This window comes from Streptococcus parasanguinis (assembly GCF_031582885.1).
GTDB classification, from domain to species: Bacteria; Bacillota; Bacilli; order Lactobacillales; family Streptococcaceae; genus Streptococcus; species Streptococcus parasanguinis_M.
The window spans coordinates 417293-432917 of sequence record NZ_CP133988.1 but is presented as its reverse complement, the minus strand read 5'-3'; the positions used below and the strand labels follow the sequence as shown (position 1 = coordinate 432917).

The 15625-nt window shown below is 44.9% G+C and carries 15 protein-coding genes; 13 read left to right on the top strand and 2 right to left on the bottom strand.

The window, feature by feature from the left end:
• Window positions 1-32: 32 nt before the first annotated feature.
• Complete coding sequence (gene purH / locus RDV49_RS02170) at window positions 33-1580, top strand: bifunctional phosphoribosylaminoimidazolecarboxamide formyltransferase/IMP cyclohydrolase (protein ID WP_003009296.1); 1548 nt, start codon at window positions 33-35, stop codon at window positions 1578-1580.
• 272 nt (window positions 1581-1852) lie between these two features.
• Here the strand turns inward: purH and RDV49_RS02165 are convergent, their stop codons facing one another.
• Window positions 1853-2872 (bottom strand): GBS Bsp-like repeat-containing protein, encoded by a 1020-nt coding sequence (locus RDV49_RS02165; protein ID WP_003009298.1) that lies wholly within the window; start codon window positions 2870-2872, stop codon window positions 1853-1855.
• A 182-nt stretch (window positions 2873-3054) separates the two neighbouring features.
• Between RDV49_RS02165 and purD the strand changes: the two genes are divergently transcribed.
• From purD to purB, 6 genes are all read left to right on the top strand, one after another.
• Window positions 3055-4317: a phosphoribosylamine--glycine ligase gene (purD, locus tag RDV49_RS02160; protein ID WP_003009299.1), complete on the top strand. Its 1263-nt coding sequence runs from the start codon at window positions 3055-3057 to the stop codon at window positions 4315-4317.
• Between the two features lie 301 nt (window positions 4318-4618).
• Window positions 4619-5107, top strand: coding sequence for a 5-(carboxyamino)imidazole ribonucleotide mutase (gene purE / locus RDV49_RS02155; protein WP_003009303.1), 489 nt, complete (start codon window positions 4619-4621; stop codon window positions 5105-5107).
• Window positions 5094-6185, top strand: coding sequence for a 5-(carboxyamino)imidazole ribonucleotide synthase (gene purK / locus RDV49_RS02150; RefSeq protein WP_003009305.1), 1092 nt, complete (start codon window positions 5094-5096; stop codon window positions 6183-6185). The genes purE and purK overlap by 14 nt, the downstream gene beginning before the upstream one ends.
• Window positions 6186-7136, top strand: a complete 951-nt coding sequence (locus RDV49_RS02145) for a ketopantoate reductase family protein (RefSeq protein WP_003009308.1) — start codon at window positions 6186-6188, stop codon at window positions 7134-7136. It abuts the gene before it with no gap.
• An 8-nt stretch (window positions 7137-7144) separates the two neighbouring features.
• On the top strand, window positions 7145-7372 hold the full coding sequence (locus tag RDV49_RS02140; RefSeq protein ID WP_003009311.1) for a hypothetical protein: 228 nt from the start codon (window positions 7145-7147) through the stop codon (window positions 7370-7372).
• 55 nt (window positions 7373-7427) lie between these two features.
• Complete coding sequence (purB, locus tag RDV49_RS02135; RefSeq protein WP_003009314.1) at window positions 7428-8726, top strand: adenylosuccinate lyase; 1299 nt, start codon at window positions 7428-7430, stop codon at window positions 8724-8726.
• 340 nt (window positions 8727-9066) lie between these two features.
• Here purB and RDV49_RS02130 read toward each other — a convergent pair whose 3' ends face one another.
• Window positions 9067-9783 carry a GntR family transcriptional regulator gene (locus RDV49_RS02130; RefSeq protein WP_003010664.1) on the bottom strand — a complete coding sequence of 239 codons (717 nt, stop codon included), beginning with the start codon at window positions 9781-9783 and terminating at the stop codon, window positions 9067-9069.
• Window positions 9784-9915: 132 nt separating this feature from the next.
• On the opposite strand from RDV49_RS02130, the gene RDV49_RS02125 reads away from it, so the two are divergent.
• From RDV49_RS02125 to RDV49_RS02100, 6 genes are all read left to right on the top strand, one after another.
• Entirely contained in the window at window positions 9916-11703 is a 1788-nt protein-coding gene (locus tag RDV49_RS02125; protein ID WP_003009318.1) for a glycoside hydrolase family 35 protein, read from the top strand.
• Window positions 11700-12176: a PTS sugar transporter subunit IIB gene (locus tag RDV49_RS02120; RefSeq protein ID WP_003009322.1), complete on the top strand. Its 477-nt coding sequence runs from the start codon at window positions 11700-11702 to the stop codon at window positions 12174-12176. Before RDV49_RS02125 ends, RDV49_RS02120 begins: the two co-directional genes overlap by 4 nt.
• A 26-nt stretch (window positions 12177-12202) precedes the next feature.
• Entirely contained in the window at window positions 12203-13117 is a 915-nt protein-coding gene (locus RDV49_RS02115) for a PTS mannose/fructose/sorbose/N-acetylgalactosamine transporter subunit IIC (protein WP_003009324.1), read from the top strand.
• Window positions 13104-13922 (top strand): PTS system mannose/fructose/sorbose family transporter subunit IID, encoded by an 819-nt coding sequence (locus tag RDV49_RS02110; RefSeq protein ID WP_003009326.1) that lies wholly within the window; start codon window positions 13104-13106, stop codon window positions 13920-13922. The genes RDV49_RS02115 and RDV49_RS02110 overlap by 14 nt, the downstream gene beginning before the upstream one ends.
• A gap of 11 nt (window positions 13923-13933) precedes the next feature.
• Window positions 13934-14338: a PTS sugar transporter subunit IIA gene (locus RDV49_RS02105; RefSeq protein WP_003009328.1), complete on the top strand. Its 405-nt coding sequence runs from the start codon at window positions 13934-13936 to the stop codon at window positions 14336-14338.
• 83 nt (window positions 14339-14421) lie between these two features.
• Window positions 14422-15591 (top strand): SIS domain-containing protein, encoded by a 1170-nt coding sequence (locus RDV49_RS02100; RefSeq protein WP_003009331.1) that lies wholly within the window; start codon window positions 14422-14424, stop codon window positions 15589-15591.
• Window positions 15592-15625 lie beyond the last annotated feature (34 nt).

The window sequence follows — 15625 nt, the reverse complement described above, 5'->3', positions numbered from 1 at the left end:
AGAACTTTTTAAAAAAGGAAAAGAAAGAAAAAATGACTAAACGCGCACTAATTAGTGTTTCAGACAAAGCGGGTATTGTTGAATTTGCCCAAGAACTCAAAAAACTCGGTTGGGACATAATCTCAACAGGTGGGACTAAAGTTGCCCTTGACAATGCTGGGGTAGATACCATTGCCATCGACGATGTGACTGGTTTCCCAGAAATGATGGACGGTCGTGTGAAGACTCTTCATCCAAATATCCACGGTGGTCTGCTCGCTCGTCGTGACCTCGATAGTCACCTAGAGGCTGCTAAGGACAATAATATCGAGTTGATCGACCTTGTTGTGGTCAACCTTTACCCATTCAAGGAAACGATTCTCAAACCGGACGTGACTTACGCTGACGCGGTGGAGAACATCGATATTGGTGGACCATCTATGCTTCGTTCAGCAGCTAAAAACCACGCTAGCGTAACAGTTGTGGTAGATCCTGCTGACTATGCTGTGGTTTTGGACGAATTGGTAGCCAACGGCGAAACAAGTTACGAAACTCGCCAACGTTTGGCAGCGAAAGTCTTCCGCCACACAGCAGCCTATGATGCTTTGATCGCAGAATACTTCACTGCTCAAGTGGGTGAAGAAAAACCTGAAAAACTCACTCTGACTTATGATCTCAAGCAACCAATGCGTTATGGGGAAAACCCTCAACAAGACGCAGACTTCTATCAAAAAGCTTTGCCAACGGATTACTCTATTGCTTCCGCTAAACAGTTGAATGGGAAAGAATTGTCCTTCAACAATATCCGTGATGCGGATGCCGCTATCCGGATCATCCGTGATTTCAAAGACCGTCCAACCGTTGTGGCCTTGAAACACATGAACCCATGTGGGATTGGTCAAGCTGACGACATCGAAACTGCTTGGGACTACGCTTATGAGTCTGACCCAGTATCCATCTTCGGTGGTATCGTCGTTCTCAACCGCGAGGTAGATGTTGCGACAGCTAAGAAGATGCATGGTGTTTTCCTTGAAATCATCATTGCACCAAGCTACACAGACGAAGCGCTTGAAATCTTGACTACCAAGAAGAAAAACTTGCGGATTCTTGAGCTACCATTTGACGCTCAAGATGCTAGTGAAGTGGAAGCAGAATACACTGGTGTTGTTGGTGGTCTCCTCGTTCAAAACCAAGACGTGGTGAAAGAAAGTCCAGCTGACTGGCAAGTGGTTACCAAACGCCAACCAACTGAGACAGAAGCGACAGCTCTTGAGTTTGCTTGGAAAGCTATCAAGTATGTGAAATCAAATGGTATTATCGTGACCAACGACCACATGACACTTGGTGTTGGCCCAGGTCAAACCAACCGTGTGGCTTCAGTCCGCATCGCTATTGACCAAGCCAAAGACCGTCTTGATGGTGCTGTTCTTGCTTCAGATGCCTTCTTCCCATTTGCAGATAATGTGGAAGAAATCGCTAAAGCAGGGATTAAAGCGATCATCCAGCCAGGTGGATCAGTTCGTGACCAAGAGTCAATCGAAGCGGCTGATAAATACGGCTTGACCATGATCTTTACAGGAGTCAGACATTTTAGACATTAATCAAAAAGGCTGGGCAAAAAATGTCCAGCCTTTGATGTTTGATAGGAATAACTGCAAGACGCAGTGGTTGATTGGTATCTTTTTTCGCTTTTTAAGCTCCAAAGATAACCTAATGAAGGAAACAAAGTTTCCTTTATCCACAACCTTCAACAGTCTCCCAGACTGTTGAAGCTGTGCGGGGTGGGAAGATTGAAAAGGTTTGGGGAACCTTTTCAACCTTTTTTAAATAGTCTGAGTTCTTTCCCACTCCCTTTCTGCTGGTTAAGAAGACCTTAATCGGGGTAGATGTAGGTGACGGTTCCCCAGATGGGGTTGGTTGGATCGAACCAACCGCGGAAGTTGTCAATATAGCGATGGCCGTTGTAGTTAGCCTCTTGGATCTGAATTTTTTGGTCATGTTCGACGTCCGTAACCAAGGCGACATGGCCATATCCCCCATTGTCCCAACAGGCGATAGCGCCGACCTCTGGAGTGTCTCCTGTCCGGAATCCAGCAGCGCGTGCACTAGCTGCCCACATGCCACCGTTTCCCCACCAGTTGTGGGCCCAAGGGGCTAATTCTTTGGCTCCCCAGGTGCACTCACCAATGGGGTAGGTATTTCCCGGGTGTGTCGCGAGTGGAGTGAGCTTTGGCTTTGCCTTTTCCACTTGAAAGGTAGTGGGGAATAGCCCTTTTAGTTGTCCCTGGCTTTTCTGATAGACATGTAGATGAAATAGCCCGCTTCCCTTGTGTTTTTGAGCCTGAAAGCGCAGTTGGAAATGTCCAGGTGCAATCTTCTTTGCAGGATACCAGACCAGATCATCCTGCCCATTTTCTTCAGACCAGATCGGGAAGACAATCTCGTCAACGTCTTCGAACAACTTTAGGTCCACCTCAAATTCTTGTGAGGAGATGGGTGTGATCGTGATTTTTGGCTGGGAAGAAGCCAGGTCTTTTTGCTGGACGCTGGTCGTGAGAGGGTAAAGACCAGTTAACTGTTCATTTGCCTCCACCCCATAGACATGGACATGATAAAGTCCGGCTTGATCAGAATGGTTGGTCAATGGTACTTGTAGGTCAAATCCCTTGTCACTGCGTTGCACAGGATACCAAATCAGGTCATCTTGGCCATTTTGGTCAGACCAGACGGGGACTTGGATCTTTTGGTATCTATCTGGGACGTTTCCAAGATGAATCATCAGCTGCCCTTTTTCGGCATAGATAGCATTGGTCGCTTGATCTGCATGGGCAATAGAGGCTTGCATCCCCCATGTCGCACAAGTCAGTACTAGAAATTTTTTGATCGTTTGCATAATACTCCTTTTCGTCAATTAGTAGGTCTCATCTATACTATTCGGAAAAAAATGAGAAATAGGAGAAAATAGCAAAAAATGTTTGGATTCTACTGAAAATAGGAGACTTTTGCTGAAATCATTAGAATAAAACGAACGATTATGATATAATTTAATAAAATAATTCGCAAAAGAGGTTCGAGATGAAACTTTTGGTTGTTGGATCTGGCGGTCGTGAGCATGCGATTGCTAAGAAATTGTTGGAGTCTACAGACGTTGAGCAGGTTTTTGTGGCTCCTGGTAATGACGGGATGCGATTAGATGGTCTGGATTTGATCAATATCGGAATTTCCGAACATTCTAAGCTGATTGACTTCGCAAAAGTCAATGATGTTGCTTGGACCTTTATCGGTCCCGATGATGCTCTTGCTGCTGGTATCGTGGATGATTTCAATGCGGCAGGACTCAAAGCATTTGGTCCGACCAAGGTTGCGGCTGAGCTGGAGTGGTCTAAGGATTTTGCTAAGGAAATCATGGTCAAATACGACGTTCCGACAGCATCCTATGGAACCTTTTCAGATTTCGAGGAAGCCAAGGCCTACATCGAGGAAAAAGGCGCCCCAATCGTTGTCAAGGCAGACGGTTTGGCCCTTGGGAAAGGTGTCGTCGTTGCGGAGACAGTGGAGCAAGCGGTTGAAGCTGCTCACGAGATGCTTTTGGACAATAAATTCGGTGATTCAGGTGCGCGTGTGGTCATCGAGGAATTCCTTGACGGGGAGGAGTTTTCACTCTTTGCCTTTGTCAATGGGGATAAGTTCTACATTATGCCAACGGCGCAGGACCACAAACGTGCTTATGATGGCGACAAGGGTCCGAACACTGGTGGGATGGGTGCCTATGCGCCAGTTCCTCACTTACCACAGAGCGTGGTTGACACAGCGGTTGACACCATTGTCAAGCCAGTTCTTGAAGGCATGATTAAAGAAGGACGTCCCTACCTTGGTGTTCTTTACGCTGGTCTTATCTTGACAGCTGATGGCCCTAAAGTCATCGAGTTCAACTCACGTTTTGGCGATCCTGAAACGCAAATCATCTTGCCTCGTTTGACATCTGACTTTGCACAAAACATCACTGACATTTTGGATGGCAAAGAGCCAGCCATCACTTGGACGGACAAGGGTGTGACACTGGGTGTAGTTGTCGCATCAAACGGTTACCCACTGGCTTATGAGAAGGGTGTCAAGCTTCCAGCCAAGACAGAGGGTGACATCATCACTTACTATGCTGGAGCGAAATTTGCTGAAAAAGGGCAAGACCTTCTCTCAAACGGCGGACGTGTCTACATGCTTGTCACAACAGCAGACACCGTCAAAGACGGCCAAAACATCATCTACAACGAACTCAATAAACAAAACACAGAAGGCCTGTTCTATCGTACGGATATCGGTAGCAAGGCTAACAAATAAAACTCTTTGAAAACCTTCGATTGCCTGTGTTAAAGCTCCTTGCTGAACGTTAGTTCTATCTTCGTCGCTTTGCCTTGTCACTCTGTGGTTTTCTTCGAGTTTTCAAATATCATTGCTATTTTAGGCGACGAAGTCGCCAAACCCGATAATGGTCGCCGTGGTGAAAAGACCAGAACAGTGAATGTTCTGGTCGGGGGAAACTTTGAGACCTTAGGCTCAAAGTTTAGGAATGAAACCGAAGGTTTGCTTCCGTCCCCACCACCTAAGACCATTATCAAAAAAGAAAAGGATATTATTAACTATGAAACCAGTAATTTCCATCATCATGGGCTCAAAATCTGACTGGGCAACCATGCAAAAAGCCGCTGAAGTCCTCGATAACTTTGGTGTCGCTTACGAAAAGAAAGTTGTTTCCGCACACCGGACGCCGGATCTCATGTTCAAACATGCAGAAGAAGCACGTAGCCGTGGCATCAAGGTTATTATTGCAGGTGCGGGTGGTGCTGCTCACTTGCCAGGGATGGTTGCTGCTAAAACTACCCTTCCAGTCATCGGCGTACCAGTCAAATCACGTGCTCTTAGCGGTGTGGATTCGCTCTATTCGATTGTTCAGATGCCAGGTGGTGTACCTGTCGCAACTATGGCGATCGGTGAAGCTGGTGCGACAAATGCAGCTCTCTTTTCCCTTCGTCTTCTTTCAGTAGAGGACCAGGCTATTGCGACAGCGTTAGCGGATTTCGCAGAAGAACAAGGAAAAATCGCAGAGGAGTCTACAAATGAGCTCAACTAAAACCATTGGGATCATCGGTGGTGGCCAGCTCGGTCAGATGATGGCGATCTCAGCTATTTACATGGGACACAAGGTTATTGCGTTGGATCCAGCAGCTGATTGCCCAGCCTCTCGTGTGGCGGAAATCATCGTGGCTCCTTACGACGACGTGGATGCTCTTCGTCAGTTGGCAGAGCGCTGTGATGTTCTCACTTATGAATTTGAAAATGTCGATGCTGACGGTTTGGATGCTGTTATCAAAGATGGTCAGCTTCCTCAAGGGACAGACCTACTCCGCATCTCTCAAAATCGAATCTTTGAGAAGGACTTTCTTTCTAACAAGGCCCAAGTCACTGTAGCACCATACAAGGTCGTGACCTCAAGCCAGGATTTGGCAGATATCGACCTGTCGAAAAACTATGTCCTCAAGACGGCGACCGGTGGTTATGATGGCCATGGTCAAAAGGTTATTCGTTCAGAAGCAGATTTGGAAGAAGCCTATGCGTTAGCTGATTCAGCAGACTGCGTTTTAGAAGAGTTTGTCAACTTCGACCTTGAAATTTCTGTCATCGTATCTGGAAATGGCAAGGATGTGACAGTCTTCCCCGTTCAGGAAAATATCCACCGTAACAACATTCTTTCAAAAACCATTGTGCCTGCTCGCATTTCAGAAAGTCTAGCTGAAAAAGCCAAAGCCATGGCAGTACGAATTGCAGAACAGCTTAACTTGTCTGGAACTCTCTGCGTGGAAATGTTTGCAACCGCTGATGACATCATTGTCAACGAAATTGCTCCACGTCCACACAACTCAGGCCATTACTCGATTGAAGCTTGTGACTTCTCCCAATTCGACACCCATATCTTGGGTGTTCTCGGAGCACCACTTCCAGCAATCCAGCTTCATGCGCCTGCTGTTATGCTCAATGTTCTCGGCCAACACGTCGAGGCTGCTGAAACATATGTGACAGAAAATCCAAGCGCTCACCTCCACTTATATGGTAAACTAGAAGCAAAGCACAACCGCAAAATGGGACATGTGACTTTGTTTAGTGATGTGCCAGATGAGGTTGAGGAGTTTGGGAAAGGGATTGATTTTTAAGTGAGAATAGCGATTCTAGGACTTGGAGTCATCGGGACCACTTATGCCTACGCCTTTCAAAAAGCAGGCCATCAAGTGGAACACGTGCTGAGAGATAGTAAGAAAAGCACAGCTCCGAAGGAGTTGTCGGTTGATCTGCTAGATGGTCGCTATCATTCCAAGGGTGAGAACAAGCATGATACCTATGAGGTTCATGTGGCGGAAGCTGATTCGGAATATGATTTTATTTTTCTGAGTGTGCGTCATGGGTGTGTCAAAGAAGCTGTGGAGACCTTGCGAAAAAATAATATCAAAGGTACCCTTGTTTTTTTCTGCAATTTCTGGGATACTCGAAAAGAGGTCCAAGAGTGGGCAGGGGATTACGACTATATTCTGGCCTTTCCGACAGCTGGAGGTCACATGCAGGAGGACCATTTGGATGGTGTCTTGTTTGACCATTTAATGCTAGAAGCTGAGCAAAAAGCACACATTTCTAACTATTCTGATTTGACGACTTTACTGACTTCTGCAGATTTGAAGTGGGAAGTGCCTCATGATATGGTCGAGTGGATTTGGATTCATATGGCGATTAATGCGGGTGTTACTTCGACAGCTGCTCGTTCAGGGAATCTGGAAAATCCAGAAGAATTGGCTCTGAACTTGATGAATAGTTCTTCGGAATTATCATTAGCTATCAAGGCCATTCGAGAAGCTTTGAAAGTTGTAGAAGCGCGTGGTGTGAATTTGAAACTTTATAAGTCAGAACTCTTACCCTACAAAATTCCGGCTTGGATAGCCGGCAAAGCCATGAAAGTTATGTTTGCGAAAAATGAGCTAACCCGAAAAATCATGACCTTACACAATGATAAACAGGACATCTTCTATTGTTGTCAAAGTGTTTATCAGACTGGTCAGGAGTTAGGTGTGAAGATGCCTATTCTGGAAGCAAATATGAAGGGCATTTCGATTTAGGAGGTTTTATGATTCAACTCATCGTCAACGCATTTGTCGAAAAAGAGAAGACAGGAGCAGTCGTCGAAGTCTTGTATGCTAGTAGTGATCACGAAAAGGTGAAAGCTAAGTATGAAGAGCTAGTTGCACAATATTCTGAAAACTATTTAGCCATCTATGATCTGCCTCTGGATACGGATTTGAATACACTCGATCACTATCCATCGGTGTGGATTGGAAAAGAAGAATTTGAATAAAACGACTGTTGGTTGCTAACTGATGTGAAACATCAAAAGAAAGGAAAATAATAATATGATCGAACGTTACTCTCGCCCTGAAATGGCGAACATTTGGACTGAAGAAAATAAATACCGTGCTTGGCTTGAGGTGGAAATCTTAGCTGACGAAGCATGGGCTGAGTTGGGAGAAATCCCTAAGGAAGATGTAGCTTTGATTCGTGAAAAAGCCGACTTTGATATCGACCGTATTTTGGAAATCGAGCAGCAAACTCGTCACGATGTGGTGGCCTTCACACGTGCGGTTTCTGAGACTCTTGGTGAAGAGCGCAAGTGGGTTCACTATGGTTTGACATCTACTGACGTGGTAGATACGGCCTACGGTTACCTCTACAAACAAGCCAACGATATCATCCGTAAGGACCTTGAAAACTTCCTTAACATCATCGCTGACAAAGCGAAAGAACACAAGTTCACCATCATGATGGGTCGTACCCACGGTGTGCATGCGGAGCCGACAACTTTTGGTCTTAAATTGGCCACTTGGTACAGCGAAATGAAACGGAACATCGAGCGTTTCGAGCATGCGGCTGCTGGTGTGGAAGCTGGTAAGATTTCTGGTGCGGTTGGGAACTTTGCCAACATCCCACCATTCGTTGAAAAATACGTCTGCGACAAATTGGGTATCCGTGCTCAAGAAATCTCTACACAGGTCCTTCCTCGTGATCTTCATGCTGAGTACTTTGCAGTTCTTGCTAGCATCGCAACTTCTATCGAGCGGATGGCGACTGAAATCCGTGGTCTTCAAAAATCTGAACAACGTGAAGTGGAAGAATTCTTTGCCAAAGGTCAAAAAGGGTCTTCAGCCATGCCTCACAAACGCAACCCGATCGGTTCTGAAAACATGACAGGTCTTGCGCGTGTTATCCGTGGTCACATGGTAACAGCTTATGAGAATGTCTCTCTTTGGCACGAACGGGATATCTCTCACTCATCAGCTGAGCGGATCATCGCACCAGACACAACTATCTTGATTGACTACATGCTTAACCGTTTTGGAAATATCGTCAAGAACTTGACGGTCTTCCCAGAAAACATGATCCGTAACATGAATTCAACCTTTGGTCTCATTTTCAGCCAACGTGCCATGCTGACTTTGATTGAAAAAGGTATGACGCGTGAGCAAGCTTACGACCTTGTTCAACCGAAGACTGCCCAATCATGGGATAACCAAGTCGACTTCAAACCACTTCTTGAGGCAGATCCAGAAGTGACTTCACGCCTCACTCAAGAAGAAATCGACGAAATCTTCAACCCAACTTACTACACCAAACGGGTGGATGAAATCTTCGAACGCATCGGTTTGGGAGACTAGGCGCAACTAAAAACGGGAATTTGAAAAATAGATGAAAGAGGCTGGGACAAAAGTCCTAGCCTCTTAATTGTTCTTGGATTGTCGAGCAAGACGCAGTGGTTGAGTGGGCTCTACTACGCTGATTTCATCAGCTTTTACAGCCCTACTCAACTGTGCGGAGGTGGGACGACGAAATCGAATTCTAACGAATGACCGATTTCTGTCCTACTCTCTTTTTTAAACTTTTTATAGCTAAACTATCACTAATTATATATATTTTTAAAGAGGTCTTTAGAAATTGTTTTCAACATGCTATACTGGATCTATAAAAAAGACCGAGATGTCTCAGTCTTTTTGGTTCTTAGTGATCGCGGTCACAGGAGATGAACTTGATCTTGTAGTAGTCACCGCGTTTATAGGTTTCAGAGTATTCAAGGATTTGACCAGTCGCTTCTAGCTTGGTCGTCTTCACTTGTTTGACTGTTGGGAAATTTTCGTCGATCTTCAATACTTTAGCAATCTTGCTTGGTGTAGGAAAGACGATTTCGTTGACTTCTTCGAAGTGCTCATCATTCATATGAATGTGATAGTCTTCTTTGAAGCGATCATAGATAGAGCTGTAGTATTCCAAATTTGGATAGTTTGGATTGATGTATTGTTCAGGAACATAGGTTTGGTGGAAGATATAGGTATCATCCCCAGTCTGGCGCGTCCGTTCGATCTTATAGTAAAATTGCGTTGGGTTGAGGCCTAGCTTGTCTAGGATACTCAAGGTATTTCCGCGTTTAATAGAGAGAACTTTGACTTTAGCCTTTTGGATTGGGAAGGTTTCAACATCTGAAAATTCTACCAGTTTGTGTTTTCGAGCACGAGAAACAAAGGTTCCCTTTCCTTGCTGACGGACAATGTAGCCATCGGCGGCGAGGTCGTTCAAAGCACGGACAACGGTGATAGAGCTGACATCATAAATTTTGATGAGTTCAGCTTCCGTATAAAATTTATCTCCATTTTCAAATTTTCCTGAGATAATTTGCTGCTTCAAATCATCTTTGATGTGTTGGTACTTTGGAATTGCCATAGTGCTACCTCTCTTTAGATTTCTCTTATTTAACCCTATTTTAACATATTTTTTATAAAAGTGTTGACATTTTTCAAATAATTTATTATATTAATAAATGAAAAGGGTTACATATAAGAAAGGGGGGCGTTTATGGGAGTTTTTGAGATTCGCGATGCTTTCTATTTAAAAGGTCAACCCTTTAAGATTTTATCCGGAGCAATCCATTATTTCCGTATTGACCCAGCAGACTGGTATCATTCCTTGTATAATCTAAAAGCTTTGGGTTTTAACACGGTTGAGACCTATGTTCCTTGGAATGCGCATGAACCCCGCAAAGGGCAGTTTGACTTTAGTGGCCGATTGGATCTAGAGCGTTTCATTCAAACAGCCCAGTCCCTAGGACTTTACATGATTGTAAGGCCGTCGCCCTTTATCTGTGCAGAGTGGGAATTTGGTGGATTGCCAGCTTGGCTCTTGGAAGAAGACCTGCGAATTCGCTCATCAGACCCAGCCTTTATCGAAGCAGTGGATCGTTATTATGATCGCTTGCTTGGGTTGTTAACACCCTACCAAGTGGATCAGGGTGGTCCAATCCTCATGATGCAGGTGGAAAATGAGTACGGCTCTTATGGAGAAGACAAGGATTATCTTCGTGCCATTCGGGATTTGATGAAGGAAAAAGGCGTGACCTGTCCTCTCTTTACATCAGATGGTCCATGGCGAGCAACTCTAAGAGCAGGAACCTTGATCGAAGAAGACCTCTTCGTGACAGGAAACTTCGGTTCCAAAGCAGCCTATAACTTTGGTCAAATGAAAGAATTCTTTGACGAATACGGCAAGAGATGGCCCTTGATGTGTATGGAATTCTGGGATGGCTGGTTTACCCGCTGGAAAGAACCTGTGATTCAAAGGGACCCAGAGGAGTTGGCTGAAGCTGTCCATGAGGTCTTGGAGCTTGGCTCCATTAATCTCTACATGTTTCATGGCGGAACCAATTTTGGCTTCATGAATGGTTGTTCAGCTCGGGGGACGCTTGATTTGCCACAGGTGACGTCCTATGACTATGGGGCTTTGCTCAATGAGCAGGGCAATCCGACGGAGAAGTATTATGCCATTCAAAAGATGATGGCGACCTATTATTCGGAATACCCACAGCAAGAACCACTTATCAAAGAGTGTTTACCAGAACAAACCTTGCAATTGGCGGCCAAGACTAGTCTTTTTGGGAATCTGGATAATTTGGCTCAAGTCGAGACCAGCCTTTATCCCGAAAAGATGGAAGAGTTGGGGCAAACCACAGGTTATCTCCTATATGAGACAGACCTTGAGTTGGATGCGGAAGAAGAAAGACTGCGCATCATTGATGGTCGGGATCGGGTACAGATTTACCTGGATGATCAACATGTAGCAACGCAATACCAAACAGAGATCGGTGAAGATCTTTTCATCAAAGGAAAAAAGAAAGCGGTTACGAATTTAAAAATCTTGCTTGAGAATATGGGACGTGTAAACTATGGGCACAAGCTCTTGGCTGATAGCCAGCACAAGGGCATTCGCACAGGTGTCTGTGTGGATTTACATTTCCACCTTCATTGGAAGCAGTACCCACTGGATTTACAAGATCTCAGTCAGCTCGATTTTACAAAGGAATGGCAGGCAGGTGCTCCAGCATTTTACCGATATGATTTTCAGCTGGACCACACCCTTGACACCTATCTGGATATGACAGGATTTGGGAAAGGGGTCGTCTTTATCAATGGCCATAACCTTGGCCGCTTCTGGGAGGTCGGACCGACCACTTCACTTTATGTGCCTCATGGTTTTCTCAAAGAAGGAGCCAATAGCCTGATCGTCTTTGAGACAGAAGGGCGTTACCAAGAGACACTTCAACTTGTTCAACAACCTACATTCAAAGAAGTAAAGGGGGAAAACTTATGACTATTGTAGGATGCCGTATCGATGGACGTTTGATCCACGGGCAGGTAGCCAATCTTTGGACTACCAAACTAAATGTTTCACGTATCATGGTGATCGATGATGAAGTCGCTCAAAATGATATCGAAAAAAGTGGCTTGAAACTAGCGACACCACCTGGTGTTAAGCTCAGTATCTTGCCAGTCGCAAAGGCTGCGGAAAATATCTTGGCTGGAAAATATGATAGCCAACGACTCTTTATCGTAGCTCGCAAACCTGATCGTTTCCTTCGTTTGATCGAAGCAGGCGTTCAGCTTGAAACGCTGAATGTCGGCAATATGTCTCAATCCGATGAGACACGCGCGATTACCCGCTCGATCAATGTGGTGGACGCGGACGTGGAAGACTTCAACAAGATCCACGAAAAAGGTGTGAAGATTACGTCTCAGATGGTGCCAAACGACACTGCAGAAGACTTTATGAAGTTATTAAAGTAAAAGAAAATTTTTAGGAGGAAATTGTCATGATACAATGGTGGCAAATTTTACTACTTACTTTGTACTCAGCTTATCAAATCTGTGATGAGTTGACGATTGTTTCATCAGCAGGATCACCAGTCTTTGCTGGTTTCATTACAGGACTTGTCATGGGAGATTTAAAGACAGGTCTATTTATCGGAGCTTCTCTTCAATTGACAGTGCTCGGTGTTGGTACTTTCGGTGGAGCTTCTCGTATTGACGCCACTTCTGGTGCCGTTCTTGCGACTGCCTTCTCAGTAGCAAAAGGGATTGATGCAGAGCTTGCTATTGCTACAATCGCTGTGCCGGTAGCAACTTTGTTGACATACTTTGATATTCTTGGTCGTATGACTACAACTTACTTCGCTCACCGTGTAGATGCTGCGATCGAACGTTACGACTATAAAGGAATTGAACGCAACTACCTTCTTGGTGCTGTTCCTTGGGCTCTTTCTCGTGCCCTTCCAGTCTTCTTCGCTCTTGCCTTTGGTGGTACTTTCGTAGAAACTGTTGTTACAGGTCTTGCTAATGTACAATGGTTGGCAAACGGTCTGAAACTCGCAGGTCAAATGCTTCCAGGTCTTGGATTTGCGATCTTGCTTCGTTACCTTCCTGTTCGTCGTAACCTTCACTACTTAGCACTTGGATTTGGCTTAACAGCAATGTTGACAGTGCTTTATAGCAATGTTCAAAGCCTTGGTGCTGCAGTGTCTAGCATTGTTGGTTCTGATGTGTTCGCTAAACTTCCAAAAGAACAAGCTATTACTTTTGTTAACAACTTCAAGAGTGTATCTATGATTGGTATTGCCATTATCGGTATCTTCCTTGCAGTACAACACTTCAAAAACAGTCAACGTACAGTCGTAGCTGCTCCAGCAAGCAATGTAGAAAGCGGGGAAATTGAAGATGACGAATTCTAATTACAAACTAACAAAAGAAGATTTTAAACAAATCAACAAACGTAGCCTCTTCACCTTCCAATTGGGTTGGAACTACGAACGGATGCAGGCTTCTGGTTACCTTTATATGCTTTTACCTCAGTTGCGTAAAATGTATGGTGATGGCACTCCAGAATTGAAAGAAATGATGAAATTGCATACGCAATTCTTCAATACTTCACCATTCTTCCACACCATTATCACTGGTTTTGACCTTGCTTTGGAAGAAAAAGATGGTGTCAAATCAAAAGATGCGGTGAACGGGATCAAGACAGGTCTCATGGGACCATTCGCTCCTCTTGGGGACTCAATCTTTGGATCATTGGTACCAGCTATTATGGGTTCAATCGCAGCAACTTTGGCTATTGCAGGAAACCCAGCCGGTATCTTCTTGTGGATCGCTGTGGCAGTTGCTTATGACATTTTCCGTTGGAAACAGTTGGAATTTGCCTATAAAGAAGGGGTTAACCTCATCAACAACATGCAAAGTACCTTGACAGCTTTGATCGACGCAGCTTCCGTTCTGGGTATCTTCATGGTTGGTGCCTTGATTGCTAGCATGATTGGTGTTGAAGTTTCTTGGGCTCCACACATTGGGGACAAAGCGATTGAAATTCAAGATATGCTCAACCTTATCTTCCCACGTTTGGTACCAGCTATCATCACAGGTGTAATCTTCTGGTTGCTTGGACGTAAGGGTATGAACTCTACAAAAGCTATCTTGCTCATCATCCTTGCAGCAATCGCATTCTCAGCATTTGGCCACTTCTTCTTTGGAATGGCATAATGGAGTAAGGTATGGCAAAAGAGTTAGTATTGGTCAGTCATGGTCGCTTCTGTGAAGAGCTCAAAGCGAGCACAGAGATGATTATGGGACCACAAGAATCCATCCATACGGTTGCACTCTTACCAGAAGAAGGACCAGAAGACTTTACTGCTAAATTAGAAGCAACAGTCCAAGGTCTAGAAGACTATATTGTATTTGCCGATCTCTTGGGAGGAACTCCTTGCAACACCGTGAGCCGCTTGATCCTTGAAGGACGTGCGATTGACTTATACGCAGGGATGAATCTTCCGATGGTTATCGAATTCATCAATAGTAGCCTGACTGGTAATGAAGGGGACTACCCTGAACGTGCAAAAGAAAGTATTGTCAAGGTCAATGACCTCTTGTCAAACCTTGATGATGATGAAGATGAGTAGGTTGGTATGGGAGTCTGGGAGCATCATCTCAGGCTCCTTTCCCATTTATCAACGTTAGATTGTAGAAAGGAACAACAGGTTCTATGTTAGACTATACAAAAGAAGACTTGCAGGAGCTAGGAGCAGAGATCACAACACGTGAGATTTACCAACAACCAAGTGTTTGGAAAGAAACGGCTCGCTTGTACCAAGAAAGAAAAGCGGAAATAAAAGCTTTCTTAGAAAAGATTGGGCAAGAGCATGACTATATCAAGGTCATCTTGACAGGGGCTGGGACCTCAGCATATGTGGGGGATACCTTGGTTCCATATTTGCAGGAAGTACACGATGAACGCCACTGGAATTTTCAATCCATTGCGACGACGGATATCGTAGCTCATCCTCAAACCTATTTGAAAAAAGAGATTCCGACTGTTTTAGTATCTTTTGCCCGGAGTGGCAATTCGCCAGAAAGTGTCGCCACCGTGCAGTTGGCCCAAGACTTGGTTGATGAGCTCTATCAGATCACCATTACCTGTGCCGAAGAAGGAAAACTGGCCCAGCAAGCCCACGGAGATGAGCGCAATCTCTTGCTTCTCCAACCTAAAGAAACCAATGATGCCGGCTTTGCGATGACCTCTAGCTTTACCTCCATGCTTTTGACAGCTCTCTTGGTTTTTGATCCAAGTGAGGAAGAGATCAAGGAAAAACGAGTAGCAGAGCTGGTTGATCTATCTGAGCAAATCTTGGAGAAGGACCGTGCGGTCAAGGAAGTGGTCGATCTAGACTTTGAGCGCGTGATCTATCTGGGAGCAGGACCTTTCTTTGGCCTAGCCCATGAAGCCCAGCTCAAGATTTTGGAATTAACGGCAGGCAAAATCGCAACCATGTATGAGAGTCCTGTCGGATTCCGTCACGGTCCAAAATCCCTCATCAATGATCAGACCCTCGTCTTGGTCTTTGGAGCCATTGATCCTTATACCCGTCAGTATGATCTGGACTTGGTTCGAGAAGTTGCAGGGGATCGGATTGCCCGTCAAGTTGTCCTCTTAACCGATCAAGCTGCAGGGATCGAGCATGTACGGGAAGTGTTGGTGAAAGCATCAGCAGACTCCCTAGATATCTACCGTGCCTTCCCATACATTATCTACGGTCAGTTGATTTCTCTCTTGACTTCGCTCAAGGTGCAAAATCGCCCAGACACGCCATCACCAACTGGTACTGTCAATCGGGTTGTTCAAGGGGTGATCATTCATCCATTTCATAAAGAATAGCCACTAATTTTCTATAAAAAGTGGAGTGTTTCTT